The organism is Psychromonas sp. MME2 (genome assembly GCF_040566515.1).
In the GTDB taxonomy this organism is placed as follows: domain Bacteria; phylum Pseudomonadota; class Gammaproteobacteria; order Enterobacterales; family Psychromonadaceae; genus Psychromonas.
Map to the genome: position 1 here is coordinate 48,474 of NZ_JBEWXI010000001.1, position 17,765 is coordinate 66,238.

Annotated in this window: 9 protein-coding genes; 7 read left to right on the forward strand and 2 right to left on the reverse strand. The window is 40.2% G+C overall.

Translation table 11 applies throughout. The features are described from left to right. Positions 1–9: 9 nt before the first annotated feature. From AB1A03_RS00230 to AB1A03_RS00250, 5 genes are all read left to right on the forward strand, one after another. The gene (locus AB1A03_RS00230; protein WP_354622599.1) at positions 10–2,013 is read left to right on the forward strand and encodes a hypothetical protein; all 2,004 of its coding nucleotides are present in this window, start codon (positions 10–12) and stop codon (positions 2,011–2,013) included. 179 nt (positions 2,014–2,192) lie between these two features. Next, entirely contained in the window at positions 2,193–3,953 is a 1,761-nt protein-coding gene (locus AB1A03_RS00235; protein WP_354622600.1) for a hypothetical protein, read from the forward strand. Between the two features lie 44 nt (positions 3,954–3,997). Beyond that, the gene (locus tag AB1A03_RS00240; RefSeq protein ID WP_354622601.1) at positions 3,998–5,713 is read left to right on the forward strand and encodes an RHS repeat domain-containing protein; all 1,716 of its coding nucleotides are present in this window, start codon (positions 3,998–4,000) and stop codon (positions 5,711–5,713) included. A gap of 90 nt (positions 5,714–5,803) precedes the next feature. After that, the gene (locus AB1A03_RS00245; RefSeq protein ID WP_354622602.1) at positions 5,804–10,114 is read left to right on the forward strand and encodes an RHS repeat-associated core domain-containing protein; all 4,311 of its coding nucleotides are present in this window, start codon (positions 5,804–5,806) and stop codon (positions 10,112–10,114) included. A gap of 28 nt (positions 10,115–10,142) precedes the next feature. Further along, a complete protein-coding gene (locus tag AB1A03_RS00250) occupies positions 10,143–10,514 on the forward strand; it encodes a hypothetical protein (RefSeq protein WP_354622603.1) in 372 nt (123 codons plus the stop codon). A gap of 860 nt (positions 10,515–11,374) precedes the next feature. On the opposite strand, the gene AB1A03_RS00255 is transcribed toward AB1A03_RS00250, so the two are convergent. Beyond that, entirely contained in the window at positions 11,375–12,004 is a 630-nt protein-coding gene (locus AB1A03_RS00255; protein WP_354622604.1) for a hypothetical protein, read from the reverse strand. A 917-nt stretch (positions 12,005–12,921) separates the two neighbouring features. On the opposite strand from AB1A03_RS00255, the gene AB1A03_RS00260 reads away from it, so the two are divergent. Continuing rightward, entirely contained in the window at positions 12,922–13,080 is a 159-nt protein-coding gene (locus AB1A03_RS00260) for a hypothetical protein (RefSeq protein WP_354622605.1), read from the forward strand. Positions 13,081–16,548: 3,468 nt separating this feature from the next. Then, the gene (locus AB1A03_RS00270; protein ID WP_354622606.1) at positions 16,549–16,671 is read left to right on the forward strand and encodes a hypothetical protein; all 123 of its coding nucleotides are present in this window, start codon (positions 16,549–16,551) and stop codon (positions 16,669–16,671) included. A gap of 519 nt (positions 16,672–17,190) precedes the next feature. Here the strand turns inward: AB1A03_RS00270 and AB1A03_RS00275 are convergent. After that, positions 17,191–17,445, reverse strand: a complete 255-nt coding sequence (locus tag AB1A03_RS00275) for a hypothetical protein (protein ID WP_354622607.1) — start codon at positions 17,443–17,445, stop codon at positions 17,191–17,193. Between the last annotated feature and the right edge of the window lie 320 nt (positions 17,446–17,765).

The following is a 17,765-nucleotide window of genomic DNA, read 5'->3' on the forward strand; positions in this document are numbered from 1 at the left end:
GGATTTAGTATGCGCACTACCTCTATTTTTTCAAAACAGTGGCAGTATTTTTTGATGTTTATTTTAATTACACTATGTGCCCATTCCTATGCATCTCCCATGATTTATATTGCCGAAGTAAAAGGCCAGACAGCAGAATTTGATAGCTATCAAAAAGCTTACAATTTTGTTTTATCACTTTATCCAACCAGCTCCCCTACGTCAAAAGCTAGCGACAAAGAAGAGGAGATAGTTTATTTCTTTTCAGATTACTGCTTTGCTAATGATAGTGGTTTTAATAGCTATGGGTATGGTTGGTTTGGGGCACAAAATCCTCAATACTGTGGTTTTAGTAGTGCTCAAGCTGTCGTTGATTGGATTGTTCCAGATAGCCAAGAAAGGTGTCCGCTTAATGTCAGAATGAATCCAGAATTCTTTGGGGCATCTTTAGCTTCTGGCTATAGAGAAACAACAAGAGATTATTCTTTGCGCCTTGAAGTTGACGCTTATGCTGGTTGTGGAACTATTCAAGGTGATTTACGTATAAGCTACGACAGAATAATTGTAAAAGGAGAGTCTGCCAAAATAACAATGAAAAAGATTTGTTACGCACCATATTTGTTTGACCAATTAGACGTTTTAGGTGAAGACCTGAAAACAGGTTGTGTAAAGCGCTGCCCAACCGACAAGCCTGATTTAGTAAATGGTGTATGTACTGGCCCTGAAGTTATTCAGCAGTGTAAAGGCAATCCTGTCATTGTTTCTAATGGCACTAAGATTCAAACTGAAGCCCCCGACATGCTAACAACAGGCGCTTATCCACTTTATTTTGCGCGTAATTACAATAGCCAACGTAGTCTAGAATCACAGGAACTTCGCCAACAATCGATTCAAATACTGCCCACAACCAATAAATCTAAGTGGATGAAACACATTCAACCAGCTGGTTATAAAGGGGAAAATATTGGTTATGTCGAAATGCTTGTTCCACCGACGGATGGCATTCGTTTAGCGGGTTACAAAAGTTGGACGCATAACTACTTTGGTTTGCTCGAAGTACTTGGCAATACAGTTCGCTTAAATAGCAGTCAGTTTGCTGACCGCCGATTTACTCAGCAAGAAGATGGCAGTTATAAACCAACCAATATCACTTCAGACTCTCTTACTCGTATTGAAGATGAAGTGGGTACCTTACTACATTGGGTTTACCGCTCTGCAAGCAACCAAACTGAGCAGTACAATACACAAGGGCAGTTAATTCGCCGAACTAACTCCGCAGGGTTATCGCATCACCTAACCTATGATGCAAACGGCAATATTGAAGTGGTTAAAGACGATGCCAATAACCAACTGCTATTTGCCTACGATGATAAAAACAAGTTAACTACCCTCACTTCCTCTAATGGTGAAGTGGTAACTTATGGTTACGACCAATTTGCTAACCTTGAAACGGTCACTAAAAAGTTAGCATCGGGCAAAGAAACCGTGCGCCGTTACCATTATGAAGACAGCCGTCATCCATATGCGTTGACGGGCATCACCGATGAAAACGGTGCCCGTTATGCCTCATGGGAATATGACGCATTCGGTCGTGCGGTTGTCTCCAAGCATGCCAATGACACGGATAAAACCACTTTTGAGTTTGACGTTAATAAAACCATTGTTACTAACCCGTTGGGTAAACAAACCATCTATAACTACAACACCATTGCTGGCGCTAAACGGTTAGAGACCGTTGAAGGTGTGGCAACAACATCCTGCCTCGCCGCCAACCAAAACTACGAATACTACCCAGATGGTCAGCTTAAATCTAAAACTGATCATAAAGGCAATATTACCGAGTTTGTCTATAACGAACGTGGTTTAGAAGTTCAACGAACAGAAGCGGTTGGTACAGCGCAGCAGCGCATTATTAGCACTACCTGGCATCCGCAGTTTAACCTGCCGATCAGTGTCACCGTAGGGAATCAGGTAACGACGTATGACTATGATAGTAATGGGTTATTGACCTCTCAAAGCAAAAGTCACTTATAAATTTAAAACAGGGAAGTTGGATTGAAAATGATAAATAAAGAGTTTAAAAAACACCGAAAAGGAAAGTATGGAGATGCTTGCATAAGGTATCAAGGTTTTAGTTTTGACATCAAGATTAAAGACGTGACCCAATTTCCCTTCAGAAAGGGGCCATTGCTTTGAATAATAAAAGGAAATATATGATTCCATTGGTTTTGTTTGTACTTTCAATTGTACTTATGAGCGCAAGCTCACTTGCATCAGAAACTTTCCATCTAGGGTTTTCATGCTATCGAGGAGGGCCAATATCTCAAGATATTTTAGAGTGTGGTGATTGTGAAAAATATGAGCTGCATAAACAGCAAGGGCTTATACGTCAAGAAGTTTTACAAGGCTGGGCTTATACTTATGAAGGGTATGAATATCGATTTGCCTACTATATTAGTGGTGGGGCCTTTGGTGCTCCAATTTGGTTTTATTTTATAGGGTATGATGTATGCATTCCTCCCTATTCTTGGGATAGCGAAGCCCAAGACTGCCTCAAATCCTGCCCCCCCGAAACCCCTTTTCTTGATCTGACTAAAAACAGCAGCGGCAGCTATTCCGGCAGTGGTGCTTGTCTTGCGCCTGAAAATAAAAAAGAGCCCATTCAGCAATGTGCAGGTAACCCTGTACTGATCTCCAACGGCACTAAAGTGCAATATGAAACACCTGAAATTAAGGGAACTGGTGCATTTCCTTTGAATTTTTCACGAAACTACAGCAGCCAACGCAGTTTGGAAGCGCAGGAACTGCACCAAATAACAATACAAACGCTACCGCCAGAGCAGAAATTGACATGGACGAAATATGTACAGCCTAATGATTACACTGGATTAGAATCGCAGTTAGTCATGCAATTAGAGCCTCAGTTAATTAACAATACACGGGTTGCAGGCTTTAAAAACTGGTCACATAACTACAGTGGTCAATTAGAATCATTCAACAGCGGCGCTAGCGTACGCTTAACCAGCAGTGCGTTTGCTAATCGTGCTTTCAACAAACAAGCCGATGGCAGTTATAAACCTGTCAATATCACTTCTGATAGTTTAACGCGTATTGAAGATGCAACGGGGGAGTTATTACATTGGATTTACCGCTCGGCTGATAACCAGCTGGAATATTACAATGCCCTAGGCTTATTAACCCGCCGCGTTAATCGTGCCGGGTTATCCCACCACCTTACTTATGATGAAAACAACCAGTTAGACCTAGTGAAAGATGATGCTGGTAATCAGCTGGACTTTAACTTTGATGGGCAGGGTAAGTTATTAACCCTAGGAACTTCCAAAGGCGAGTTAATCACCTACGGTTATGACCAGTACGCCAACCTGGAAACCATGACTAAGAAGTTAGTTTCGGGTAAAGAAACAGTACGTACTTATCATTATGAAGATACCCGCCACCCTTATGCATTAACGGGTATTACCGATGAAAATGGTGCTCGCTATGCAACATGGGAATACGATGAATTTGGCCGCGCGGTTGTCTCAAAGCATGCCAATGAAACTAACAAAACCAGTTTTGAGTTTGCCACTAATAAAACTACGGTGACTAACCCACTGGGCAAGCAAACCATTTACAACTACAACATGATTGCAGGTGCTAAACGCTTAGAAACTGTTGAAGGTGTTGCTACTGCATCCTGTTTAGGTGCCAATCAGAACTACGCGTATTACCCGGATGGACAGCTTAAATCTAAAACTGATTGGAAGGGCATTAAAACCGAGTTTGTTTATAACGACCGAGGTTTAGAAACTCAGCGCATTGAAGCAGTTGGCACACCTGAACAGCGTGTGGTAACCACCACTTGGCATGTGACCTTCAACCTACCAAAAACAGTGACTATTGGTGATCAAAAAACAACTTACAGCTATGATGGCAATGGGTTATTAACAGGTAAAAACGTTTCAAAAAATTAATTTTATATCTATTACACATACTTTAATAAGGATAAACAAAGACAATGAAAGCGAACTTACGAACAAGCATTCAATTTTTTGTTTGGATTGCTTTAATGATGACATCATCTATCGTTATTTCTGAAACACAATGGAATCGGGGATACTTTCAAAATGATGTAGAAGCAAAAAAAGCCTGTATGTCAATATATGCTTCTATACCTAAAAGCCAGTATGCAGGTGGTAGTTGTAATGAATGGACAACAGGGCTTTTCTATGTTTGGCAAAATATTGGCAGCATTAATTGGCATCATGATATGTTTGGAAAATGTCGAGGGAACCAAGTACCTAGAAATGGTCAATGCGTTAAAGAATGTGAGTCACCGTTTACGTGGGATGAGAAGGCTGGAGATTGCACCAAATACTGCCCCCCCGACAAACCTGATTTAGAAAGTGGTGTTTGCACTGGCCCTGAAGTTGTTCAACAGTGTGCAGGCAATCCTGTCATTGTTTCTAATGGCACAAAAGTACAAGCTGAAACACCTGACATACTTGTAACTGGCTCTTACCCGCTTTACTTTGCGCGTAGTTATAACAGTCAACGTAGCTTGGAGGCGCAGGAGCTTCGTCAACATGCAATTCAAACTCAAACCAATACAGCTGAGTGGGCAACACACTTTCAACCAGTTGGCTATAAAAGTACAGACGCTGGTTATGTGAGGTTGCTTGTGAACGAAATTCATGGAGAAACCCGCTTAGCAGGTTATAAAAACTGGACCCATAACTACTTTGGTTTACTTGAAGAGCTTGGCAATACGGTTCGTTTAAACAGCAGCCAGTTTGCTGACCGTCGATTTGCGTTGCAAGAAGATGGTAGTTATAAACCAACTAACATCACTTCCGACAGTTTAATACGTGTCGAAGATGAAGCGGGTGAGTTATTACACTGGATTTACCGCTCTGCAAGCAACCAAACTGAGCATTACAATGCACAGGGGCAGTTAATTCGCCGAACTAACTCCGCAGGGCTATCACATCATCTCACATATGATGCAAGCGGAAACCTTGAAGTCGTTAAAGACGATGCCAATAACCAGCTGCTGTTTGCCTACGATGACAAAAACAAGTTAACTACCCTCACTTCCTCTAATGGTGAAGTGGTAACTTATGGTTACGACCAATACGCGAACCTTGAAACAGTCACTAAGAAGCTAGTTTCGGGTAAAGAAACTGTGCGCCGTTACCATTATGAAGACAGTCGTCATCCATATGCGTTGACGGGCATCACCGATGAAAACGGTGCCCGTTATGCCACATGGGAATATGATGCGCTCGGTCGTGCGGTGGTCTCCAAGCATGCCAATGACACTGATAAAACCACCTTTGAGTTTGACGTTAATAAAACTACGGTTACTAACCCGCTGGGCAAACAAACCATTTATAACTACAACACCATCGCCGGGGCAAAACGCCTGGAAACCGTTGAAGGTGTCAGCACGGCAAGCTGCTTAGGTGCCAACCAAAATTACGAATACTATCCGGACGGTCAGCTTAAATCAAAAACCGATTGGAAAGGGGTTACTACCGAGTTTATCTATAACGCACGCGGATTAGAAATTCAACGTACAGAAGCCGCAGGCACGCCAGAGCAGCGTATTATCACTACCACTTGGCATCCCATTTTTAACCTGCCGACCAGTGTCACGATAGGTAATCAGATAACAATTTATGACTACGATGCGAATGGCTTATTAACGGCTAAAAGCATTGCAAAAATTTAACCAATAAAAACAGAGAAACAGTTTACGCCTTATTAGGCAGTCAGGATTTAACCTGTTTTATTTAATAAAACAGAAAACAAGGATTATGAAATGAACAACACAGCTAAAAACATCATCACTCTGGTCTCTTTGATGGGATGTTTAACGTACGCGGGAGGCGTTGCAGCCGATACCCCGTCAGCATATTTATTAAACGAATCACGGTTAACGGTCGCTTCGTTTAATATTGATTTTAATCAGTTAGCACCGAAAAGTTTTACATCTCAAGATGTAGCTGCATCTGGCGCGGTGAACGTGAGTGTTGATGGTAAAACACTCAATATTTCAGGCAATCGCTGGCAATATCTGCTTGCTGATTATGATGTGACCGTAAATACGGTGATGGAGTTTGATGTCAATATTGCATCTATGGCTGAAATTCAGGGAATTGGATTTGATAATGACACTTACGCCTCTAGCGAAACGAGCTTTAAACTCACAGGAACTCAAAACTGGGGGCTTAATACCTATAGTTACAGTGCTTTTGGCAGCTCACAACATCTGAAAATTAATGTTGGCGACCATTTTACAGGTTATTTTAAGAATCTAGTTTTTATCGGTGACAACGATGCTGGATTAGAAACAGAGATTGAATTTAGCAATATTGTTTTGTATGAAAAAGGTAACTTAGAAGGGGCTTTTTATGAGGTGCCAGCGGGGGCAACTTGGGAAAGTGTTGCGCTTGATTTATACGGCGATGCACAAGCAGCACTGTCATTAAAAGCGCTGTTAATAAATGATCACAGCTTAATCAGCGGTGAAAAAATTGCTATCACCGCGCTCCCTTCTGAGCTGACAGCACTAAATATTGTCGACATAGATAATGACGGATTAGCAGATAGTTGGGAAATAACTTATTTTGGTGGCCCGCTGCAAACAGCTGATGGCGATTTTGATAATGATGGCAAATCCAATTTTCAGGAATGGGTTAATGGTAGTGACCCGACATTAAAAAATTATTCATTAAATCAAAATTCATTAACGCTAGACTCACCGGCCTTAATAAATTTCAATCAGGCTCCACTGCAAGCCTTCCCCGGGCAAGATGATGCAACAACAGGGGCTGTCACTGTCTCAGCTGATGGCACCAGCGTACAGTTGCTTGGCAATCGCTGGCAAGCATTACCCTTTAATTATGCAATAACAGCGCAAACAATGATTGAGTTTGACCTTACCATTAATAAACAAGCAGAGATTCAAGGAATAGGCTTTGATAATGATACTTCACCGAGTCTCGAAACAACGTTTCAGTTAGCAGGCACTCAAAATTGGGGCGTTAGTGACTACCGCTATAATGGTACAGGCCAGTCACAGCACTTCAAAATTAACGTGGGAAGTTATTACTCTGGCGATTATCAATATTTGGTATTGGTCGGTGATGATGATGCGAATGTTGGTGGTGATCTGATCATCAGTAACCTATCTGTTTATGAAAAAGAGTCGCTTGCTGAAAGTTATTATCAAGTAACAGAAAGTGATACGTGGGAAACCATAGCCTTAAAAATATATGGTGATGCTTCAGTTGCAAGTGCATTAGAGCAAGCGCTCAGCAGCCAATATGAGCTTGCAGATATGCCGCAGATAGTTGCAAGTAGCATACCTTTGCAGTTAACCGAGGTAGATGCCACTCCAACAGACCCAGTAGATCCAACAGACCCTGTAGATCCAGTAGTACCAATTGATCCACCTGTTTTAGGTACAGGCGGTATAGGCGTTAGCTATAAATACGACAATCCATTTGGTTTGATTTCTGAAATCGATGGCCCGCGCACAGATGTGCAGGATATTACCTCGTTTTTTTACCAGGATGTGACCGGGTATTTAACCTCAGTGAACAACGCGTTAGGGCAAACTACTTATTACGAAAACTACAATCTTCATGGAAAACCTGAAACCATTATTGATATAAATGGTCATAGCACACAGCTAACCTATAGCGATGAAGGTTGGCTAGCATCAAGCAGTAAAGGCGGATTAACCACCTCTTATCAATACGATAACTTAGGACAGGTACGTTTTGTTACCTCGCCGGGCAATAATACTACTGAATTTATTTATGATGATGCGCGTCGTTTACAGTCTATTCGCTACCCGAACGGTGATTACAAAGATTTAGAATATGATGCCATGGGTAATATCACCTCGGCTATTTTGAGTCGTTCCGGCACACCTGCACTGGTGCAAAATTATAACTACGATGAGTTAGGCCGTTTAATTGAGGTGTTACATGCAGGTAGCAGCACATCGCAGCAATATGATTTAAACGATAATCTGGAAACAGAAGCCAATGGTTATAACGCCACATCAAGCAAGCAATACGACAGCTTAAATCGTTTAACGCAATATATGGACGAGTTAGGTAAGGTCATTAACTACAGCTACAATGCGCAAAACCAACTGACCACAGTAAGCGATGATAATGGCGCTACAACCGTTTATGATTATGATGGTTTAGGACGTTTACAAACATTAATCAGTCCTGATACAGGTCGCACTAGCTATCAATATGATGATGCAGGTAATCCAACCGAGATAATTGATGCACGCGGTCAACGTGTTGGGCAACGTTATGATCCATTAAATCGCCTCACTGAAAAGCAATATGACGCTGCGCGTGATGAAGATGTCCGCTTTGGCTATGACTCAGGTAGTAACGCTATTGGTAAGCTTAGTTCAGTTAACAATGACAATAGCAGCATTGACTTTGCCTATGATTCACTTGGCCGTTTAATCGAGCAAACTAATACATTATTAACCAGCACAAGTGGTGATATTGTTGCCAGCACTCGCTATGGTTACGATGGGGTGACGGGGGTATTAAACAGTATTACTTATCCTTCTAATATGCTTGTTAATTATCAAACTAATGGTTTGGGTGAAATCACCGGGATTACTGTCTCGGGTGACTCGCCGACTTTCTATTCTAGCCTTGTCGACAATATCCGTTATTCAGCGGGTGGTCAGATACAAAGTTTGCATTATGACAATGGCTTAACATTAACACAGTCATATGATTTAAATGGTCAGCTAAGCAATCAAAACGTAACCGGGCAGTGGAATTTGAGCTATGGCTATGATCTCAATCTTAATCTGGGCAGTATCAGTAATGCAAACTTAAGCGCTGAAAATAAAAACTTTGGCTACCACGTTAATAACCGTTTACAAAATGCAGCGTACGATAGCACAAGCAGCAGTTATGAGTATGATGGCGTGGGTAACCGTATTTCACAAAATACGATGGATATAAACGGCAGTACGGATGACAGTTACCAATACGTTTGGCAGTCCAATCTATTAGCGAGTGTTAACGCTAATTCGGCAACCTATGATGAAGTGGGAAATACACTGACCTCAGCGGTGCGTGATCAAACTTACAGCTATAACGCAGAAGGGCGTTTAAACGTAGTTAATAGCGCAGTGGCACAAGCAGAATATTTTTATAACGGTTTGGGTGAACGTGTCATTAAACAAGTCGGTAGCGATACCTTCCTCTATTTTTACAACACCGCAGGGCAGTTATTAGAAACGCAGCATTATCAAGGTGTGAGTAAACTCAGCACAAGCAGCGTTATCTGGTTAGGCGCGACGCCGATTGCACAGCTAACTGTTACAGAGGGTGTAACGCCACAACTGGTTTACCTGCATGCAGATCACCTCAATACGCCGCGTAAAGCAACCAATGAGCTGGGACAGCTGGTGTGGCAATGGCAGTCAGATGCCTTTGGTAATGGTTTACCGAATGAAGATGTCGATTCAGATGGTGAGTTAACCACCATTGACCTGCGTTTCCCGGGGCAGATTTATGATGCGGAATCAGGGTTATATTACAACTACTACCGTTATTACGACCCACGTTTAGGGCGCTACATTACCTCTGATCCGATTGGGTTGAATGGGGGGATTAATACCTTTGCGTATGTTGGGGGGAATCCTGTAAATTATATCGACCCTACTGGTGAGCTTGCATTTTTATTAGTAAACCCAATAACAATTGCAGCCGCGGGGCAATTAGCTGTAGACATAACAGCTGTCGGTATTGGCCTTTGGGCAATTTATAATAGTGATGTTCCCCAGTATTATAATGAAGAAACAACTGGAGAATTAGCCGCTGACGCTCCTGGGTGTCCAACAGAAGATGATGGTTATAAAGAACCTAAAAAGGGTAAAGGGATCAAAGTTAGAAACCCTAATGGAGAAGGAAAAGGCTACCCAGATAAGGGTGGAAAGGTATGGGTGCCGACTGGCCCTGCCGGAGCTTTGCCAGGTACAACAGGCCCTGCCCATGGAGGCCCACACTGGGATGTACAAGATCCTAAAACAGGGAAACATATTAATGTGTACCCGGGTGGGAAAAAAAGATAAATATTAATAAACACAAAAGAGAAAAATCATGGAATTAGAATGCTATTCGTTAGAATTTTTATCCGAAAAAGATGAAAATAATTTTTTTAACTGGTTAAACAGTTTAGATTGTGTAAATGATATATACGGTAAGGGGTTATCTGTTTTTATTGATATCAAAGAAGATATTAATGACGAATCATTAAAAGAGATAATCGCTGCTTTTTATCGTTATGAAATAGATATGACTCAGCTAGCTGTATTCAAGAATGCTAATAATCAAGATTGGTTTTTTGGTAATCGTTCAGCCTATTGGAATAAAAAGTATTTCCAGCTAATACGGCAGAATAAAACTAATAGGGGACACTTATTGTTTTTCGTTCCAAAGGTAAAAGGTAGGACAGCCATACATTTTTCTTGATTTTAAAGTTTTTTTGATGGCAAAGAGAACTGGTAACCGGTTTTAATTTTGAATGTTAGCTAACTATTCAAAGCCCTGCTTAGGTAACTAAGCAGGGCTTTTTTCTAACCTTCACTTTATGATAATTTCCCGCTTTCCTGCTGGTTGTTGGCTGCAAGTTGTAACCAAAAATATCAACGGAACGAATAAATTTACGAATTGAACGAGTGTCAATAAGGCTTGTGGAGTTAGATTTTTAATATTGATTAAAAATAATAAAAAGGTAGGACAGCCATATCTTTTTTAAACAGTATTACTTATCCTTCTAATATGCTTGTTAATTATCAAACTAATGGTTTGGGTGAAATCACCGGGATTACTGTCTCGGGTGACTCGCCGACTTTCTATTCTAGCCTTGTCGACAATATCCGTTATTCAGCGGGTGGTCAGATACAAAGTTTGCATTATTAAAAGGTAGGACAGCCATACATTTTTCTTGATTTTAAAGTTTTTTTGATGGCAAAGAGAACTGGTACCAGTTTTAATTTTGAATGTTAGCTAACTATTCAAAGCCCTGCTTAGGTAACTAAGCAGGGCTTTTTTCTAACCGTTACTTTATGATGATTCTCCCATTCTCCTGCTGGTTGTTGGCTGCAAGTTGTAACCAAATTTACCTACTACACGCTTAAATATGAGGAGTCAGCCGTTAAGCCCCCCCTTCTTTTATAGCAAGATTACTTCATCATCAATAAACCACTTTGATGCAATTGCATGTTTCTTAACTGCTTGAGGGTCTTGAGAATACGCAACAATTGCTAAGCTCTTTTCTGCCCTGCTACAGGTTACGTAAAACAACCTCCGAGTTCTAGAAATAACCGAGTCTATACCTTGTTTTTCATTATCAATATCTCTTTGCGACAACTCAATAGCCCCAAATAGCTTTTCATACTTAAAGAGAAAACCTTTAGAGCTTTCATCATCCAGAACGACCATAACCCGTTGAATCCGTGTCCTTTTACGCCTTGGTGGGTACTAAAACCAAGTTCTCCTGATATATACTTTGAATAGTTATTCACATGGTTTAATGATGAATCTAGTGCTTTATCCCATGCTAAAAGTTTAGGGTCTAACTCTTCCTCATCTATATTTTCTTCATCATCCGCATCAGTAGATAATAATATTTGGAAATTTTCAGGTAATAACAAAAGTTCTTTTTCTCCAACTAATTTCACTACCTGTCGTAAAGAAACAGTATCAACTTGTAATAGCGCTTTTAACTCATTCACTGAATTATTAACTTCTTTTAAAACACCTATAGGATCTTGGATAAATGCTGAATTATTAGAGAGAATGACACTTGAATACTTTTTAATAATCCTCGCCACATCAAAATCATTATCAGCTAATACAGCTTCGATTAAAGGAAGGAGTTGCTCAGTTATAAACTTAATAGTACTGCTTGTACCATTAAGAGCTGAATCTCGTAAGCTATTTTCAGAAGCAAGTGGCATAAAGAAGTCTGAAAATTTCCCCTCTATCAGCAGCCATTGCATGTTCAAGAGTTAATGTTTTAATATCATTGACTTGAATCCACTTTTTATCAGAAGAAATCGCAGACATTTGGGAACGAATATCTGACTCTACTCCAGATTTATTGTTAGCCTTAGAATTAATAACAAACAGTCTAACGACTCCTTTTTCAGCATTCTCTGTGTGTGTGGAAAAAAGCTGGAGAGAAAATCACTGACTTGTTTGTAACCTCCAGCCTAAACTCGTGTCGGTGAATTAAAATATTCGGTTCCCAAATGTCTGCCGATTTCTTCTGATAAAAGTGGATTCAAGTCAAATGATATTAAAACATAACTCTTGAACATGCAATAACATAATGCCAGGGGAATTTTCAGACTTCTTTATGCCACTTGTCTGAAATAGCTTACGAGATTCAGCTCTTAATGGTACAAGCAGTACTCTAAGTTTATAACTCAAGGCAACTCCTTCCTTTAATGGAAACTGTATTATTGATAATCATTTTGATGTGGCAAGGATTATTAAAAAGTATTCAAGTGTCATTCTCTCTAATAATTGAGCATTTATCCAAAATGTATAGGTGTTTTAAAAGAAAGTTAATAAGATTAGATGAATGAGTTAAAACAGCTGTACAAGTTGATACTGTTTCTTTACGACAGGTAGTGAAATTAGTTGGAGAAAAAGAACACTTTGTTATTACCTGAAAATTTCCAAATATTATTATCTACTGATGCGGGATGATGAAGAAAATATAGATGAGGAAAAGTAAGCCCTAAACTTTTGGTGAATATAAGCACTAATTCATGATTAAACCATGTGAATAACTATTCAAAGTATATATCAGAAGAAACTTGGTTTTAGTCTACCCACCAAGCATAAAGGACGCGAGTTCGAACGGGTTATGGTCGTTCTGGATGATGAAAGCTCTAAAGGCTTTCTCTTTAAGTATGAAAAGCTATTTGGGGCTATTGAGTTGTCGCAAAGAGATATTGATAATGAAAAACAAGGTATAGACTCGGTTATTTCTGTTACAACAGGAGGTTGTTTACGTAACCTGTAGCAGGGCAGAAAAGAGCTTAGCAATTGTTGCGTATTCTGAGACCCTCGACAGATTAAGAAACATGCGATTGCATGGAGTGACATATGATAATGAGAATGATGCTATAAAAGAAGGGGGGGGCTTGACGGTTAGACTGTAGTATTTAAGCGTGTAGTAGGTAAATTTGGTTACAAGTTGCAGCCAACAACCAGCAGGAGAAATGGGAGAATCATCATAAAGTAACGGTTAGAAAAAGCCCTGCTTAGTTACCTAAGCAGGGCTTTGAATAGTTAGCTAACATTCAAAATTAAAACTCAATTTCATCAGTTCTCTTTGCCATCAAAAAAACTTTAAAATCAAGAAAAATGTATGGCTGTCCTACCTTTTAATAATGCGAACTTTTGTATCTGACCACCGCTAACAGAATATGTCGAGCAAGGCTAGAATAGAAAGTCGGCAATTTGAGAGCGCTAATCCCGGTGATTTCACCCAAACCATTAGTTTGATAAATTAACAAGCATATTAGAAGGATAAGTAATCTATTTTAAAAAAGATATGGGGCTCTCCTACCTTTTTATTATTTTTAATCAATATTAAAAATCTAACTCCACGACTATTGACACTCGTTCAATTCGTAAATTTATTCGTTCGTTGATATTTTCGTTACAACAACCAGCAGGAAAGCGGGAAATTATGCCGTATAAAGTGAAGGTTAAAAAAGCCCTGCTTAGTTACCTAAGCAGGGCTTTGAATAGTTAGCTAACATTCAAAATTAAAGACCAGTTCCGCCTCTACTTTGCCATCAAAAAAACTTTAAAATCAAGAAAAATGTATGGCTGTCCTACCTTTGTCCCTTTTGGAAACAAAACGATGCAGGTCTCCCCGATTAGTTTTATTCTGCATATACTGGAAATACTTTTTTATTCCAATAGGCTGAACGATTTTTCCAAAAAACCAATCTTGATTATTAGCATTCTTGAATACAGCTAGCTGCGTCATATCTATTTCATAACGATAAAAGCAGCGATTTATCTCTTTTTAATGATTCGTCATTAATATCTTCTTTTAATATCAATAAAAACAGATAACCCCTTACCGTATATATCATTTTACACAATCTAAACTGTTTAACCAGTTAAAAAAATTATTTTCATTTCGGATAAAAATTCTAAGCAAATAGTAATTTAATGATTTTTCTCTTTTGTGTTTATTAATATTTATCTTTTTCCACCCGGGTACACATTAATATGTTTCCCTGTTTTAGGAATCTTGTACATCCCATGGTGACCTCCATAGGCAGGGCCTGTGTACCTGGCAAAGCTCCGGCAGGGCCAGTCGCACCCCATACCTTTCCACCCTTATCTGGGTAGCCTTTTCCTTCTCCATTAGGGTTTCTAACTTAAATGCTTTTACCCTTTTTAGGTTCTTTATAGCCCATTACAGTATTTGGACGCCCAGGAGCGTCAGGGCTAATTCTGGGTTGCATCTTCATTATAATACTGGGAACATCACTATTATAAATTGCCCAAAGGCCAAATACCCGACAGCTGTTATGTCTCCAGCTAATTGCCCCGCGGCTCAATTGTTATTGGGTTTACTAATAAAAATGCAAGCTCACCAGTAGGTCGATATAATTTACAGATTCCCAACATACGCAAAGGTATTAATCCCCCGTCAACCAAATCGAATCAGAGGTAATGTAGCGCCCTGATGGTCGTGAAATAACGGTAGTGTGTCATGTAACCTCATTCCGCATCGCTCCCGGGAAACGCAGGTCAATGGTGGTTAACTCACCATCTGAATCGACATCTTCATTCGGTAAACCATTACCAAAGGCATCCTGACTGCCATTGCCACCGCGCTGTCCAGCTGATTGGTTGCTTTACGCGGCGTATTGGTGATCTAGTGCAGATTAAACCAGTTTTGTGGCGTTACACCTATGTAACAGTTAGCTGTGCAATCGGCGTCGCGCCTAACCAAATAACGCTGCTTGTGCTGAGTTTACTCACACCTTGATAATGCTGCGTTTTCTAATAACTGCCCTGCGGTGTTGTAAAAATAGAGGAAGGTATCGCTACCGACTTGTTTAATGACACGTTCACCCAAACCGTTATAAAAATATTCTGTTGTGCCACTGCGCTATTCACTACATTTTTAAACGCCTATACCGTTATAGCTGTAAGTTTAATAGCGCACCGCAGGTCATGTATTTTCCACTTCATCATAGGTTGCCGAATTAGCGTTTAACACTCACTAATGGGGGGAAACTGGAACTAAACGTATTCGTGGCTTTGCTCATGAGTACTGCCGTTTATATCCATGCCGTTGTTTGTGAAATACGGTTACCCACGCCATCATACTGGTGACCCCTGCTTGTGCTATCGTTACGCATTTTGCCTAAACGGTCTTAACGTGGTAGCCAAAGTTTTTATTTTCAGCACTTTTAAGTTTGCATTACTGATACTGCCCAGATTAAGATTAGATGATAGCCATAGCTCAAATTCCACTGCCCATTTCTTTGTTTCATTGCTTAGCTGACCATTTAAATCATATAGCTGTGTTTAATGTTAAGCCATTGTCATAATGCAAACTTTGTATCTGACCACCCGCTGAATAACGGATATTGTCAACAAGGCTCATAGGAAATGCGGCAAGTAGCCGGAGCAGCCCAGTAGTTCACCCAAACCATTAGTTTGATAATTAACAACATATTAGAAGGATAAGTAATACTGTTTAATCCCCCGTCACCCCGTCGTAACCATAGCGAGTGTGCAACAATATCACCACTTGTGCTGGTTAATAATGTATTAGTTTGCTCGATTAAACAGCAAGTGAATCATAGGCAAAGTAGATGCTGCTATTGTCATTGTTAACTTGATAGCATTACTACTAAGTCATAGCCAAAGCGGACACCTTCATCGCGCCCAGCATCATATTGCTTTTCAGTGAGGCGATTTAATGGATCATAACGTTCCCGAACACGTTGACCGCGTGCATCAATTATTGTCGGTTAAATCGATACCCTAGGTAGTAGTATTGATAGCTAGTGCGACCTGTATCAGGACTGATTAATGTTTGTAAACGTCCTAAACCATCATAATCATAAACGGTATAGCGCCATTATAATCACTTACTGTGGTCAGTTGGTTTTGCGCATTGTAGCTGTAGTTAATGACCTTACCTAACTCGTCCATATATTGCGTTAAACGATTTAAGCTGTCAGTTGCTTGCTTGATGTGGCGTTATAACCATTGGCTTCTGTTTCCAGATTATCGTTTAAATCATATTGCTGCGATGTGCTGCTACCTGCGGTGTTTAACACCTGTTCAATTAAACGGCCTAACTAGTCGTAGTTATAATTTTGCACCATAATATCGGAACGACTCAAAATAGCCGAGGTGATATTACCATAGCAGTAACGTCTAAATCTTTGTAATCACCGTTCAGGTAAGAAAATAGACTGTCAACGACACGCATGGTGATTGCAGAATGAATTTCATAGTATACCCCGGCGAGGTAACAAAACGTACCTGTCCTGAACATCAGTTTATTGATAAGAGGTGGTTAATCCGCCTTTTACTGCTTGATGCTAGCCAACCTTCATCGCTATAGGTTAGCTGTGTGCTATGACCATTTATATCGATGATGACTAGGTTTTCCATGAAGTATAGTTTTCGTAATCGTGATTTCCCCTAACGCATTATCTAGCTGAGGTTAAATACCCAGTAGCATCCTGGTAAAAAAACGAGGTAATCTACACATACTGTGCGCGGGCCATCGATTTCAGAATGAACCAAATGGATTGTCAGTATTTATAGCTAACGCCTATACCGCCTGTACCTAAAACAGGTGCAATAAATTGGTACTCTGGATCTACAGGTATATTGGAGATCTACTGGGTCCTGTTGGAGTGGCATCTACTCAGTTAACTGCAAAGGTATGCTACTTGCAACTATCTGCGGGCATATCTGCAAGCTCATATTCGGCTGCTCACGCTTGCTCTAATGCACTTGCAACTGAAGCATCACCATATATTTTTAAGGCTATGGTTTCCACGTATAGCTTCTGTACTTGATAATAACTTTCAGCAACAACTCTTTTTTCATAAACAGAATAATTTATGATAAGAAATCAGATCACCACCAACCGCTGCGCATCATCATCACCGACCAATACCAAATATTGATAATCGCCAGAGTAATAACTTCCCACGTTAATTTTGAAGTGCTGTGACTGGCCTGTACCGGTATCACGGTCACCACTAACGCCCCAATTTTGAGTGCCTGTTAACTGAAACATTATTTCGAGACTCAGTGAATTGTCATTATCAAAGCCTATTCCTTGAATCTCTGCTTGTTTATTAATGGTAAGGTCAAACTCAATCATTGTTTGCGCGCTGTTATTGAGTAATTAAAGGGTAATGCTTGCCAGCGATTCGACAACTGTACGTGGTGCCATCGGCTGACAGTGACAGCCCCCTGTTGTTGCGTCGTACCCGGGGAAGGCTTGCAGTGGAGCCTGATTGAAATTTGTGAGGAGTCACTGTAAGCATTAATGAATTTTCATTTAATAAAAATAATTTTTTAATGTCGGGTCACTTCCATTAACCCATTCCTGAAAATTGGATTTGCCATCATTATCAAAATCGCCATAGCTGTTTGCAGCGGGCCACCAAAATAACTTTATTTCCAACTATCTGTGGTGGT

What these genes read in the sequence shown, in the direction of transcription:
- AB1A03_RS00240 (WP_354622601.1), top strand. Translation starts at nt 3,998, where the DNA reads ATGAAAGCGAACTTACGAACAAGCATTCAATTTTTTGTTTGGATTGCT.
- AB1A03_RS00235 (WP_354622600.1), top strand. Translation starts at nt 2,193, where the DNA reads ATGATTCCATTGGTTTTGTTTGTACTTTCAATTGTACTTATGAGCGCA.
- AB1A03_RS00270 (WP_354622606.1), top strand. Translation starts at nt 16,549, where the DNA reads ATGAATTTCATAGTATACCCCGGCGAGGTAACAAAACGTACCTGTCCT.
- AB1A03_RS00250 (WP_354622603.1), top strand. Translation starts at nt 10,143, where the DNA reads ATGGAATTAGAATGCTATTCGTTAGAATTTTTATCCGAAAAAGATGAA.
- AB1A03_RS00255 (WP_354622604.1), bottom strand. Translation starts at nt 12,004, where the DNA reads ATGCCACTTGCTTCTGAAAATAGCTTACGAGATTCAGCTCTTAATGGT.
- AB1A03_RS00245 (WP_354622602.1), top strand. Translation starts at nt 5,804, where the DNA reads ATGAACAACACAGCTAAAAACATCATCACTCTGGTCTCTTTGATGGGA.
- AB1A03_RS00275 (WP_354622607.1), bottom strand. Translation starts at nt 17,445, where the DNA reads ATGATTGAGTTTGACCTTACCATTAATAAACAAGCAGAGATTCAAGGA.
- AB1A03_RS00260 (WP_354622605.1), top strand. Translation starts at nt 12,922, where the DNA reads ATGGTCGTTCTGGATGATGAAAGCTCTAAAGGCTTTCTCTTTAAGTAT.
- AB1A03_RS00230 (WP_354622599.1), top strand. Translation starts at nt 10, where the DNA reads ATGCGCACTACCTCTATTTTTTCAAAACAGTGGCAGTATTTTTTGATG.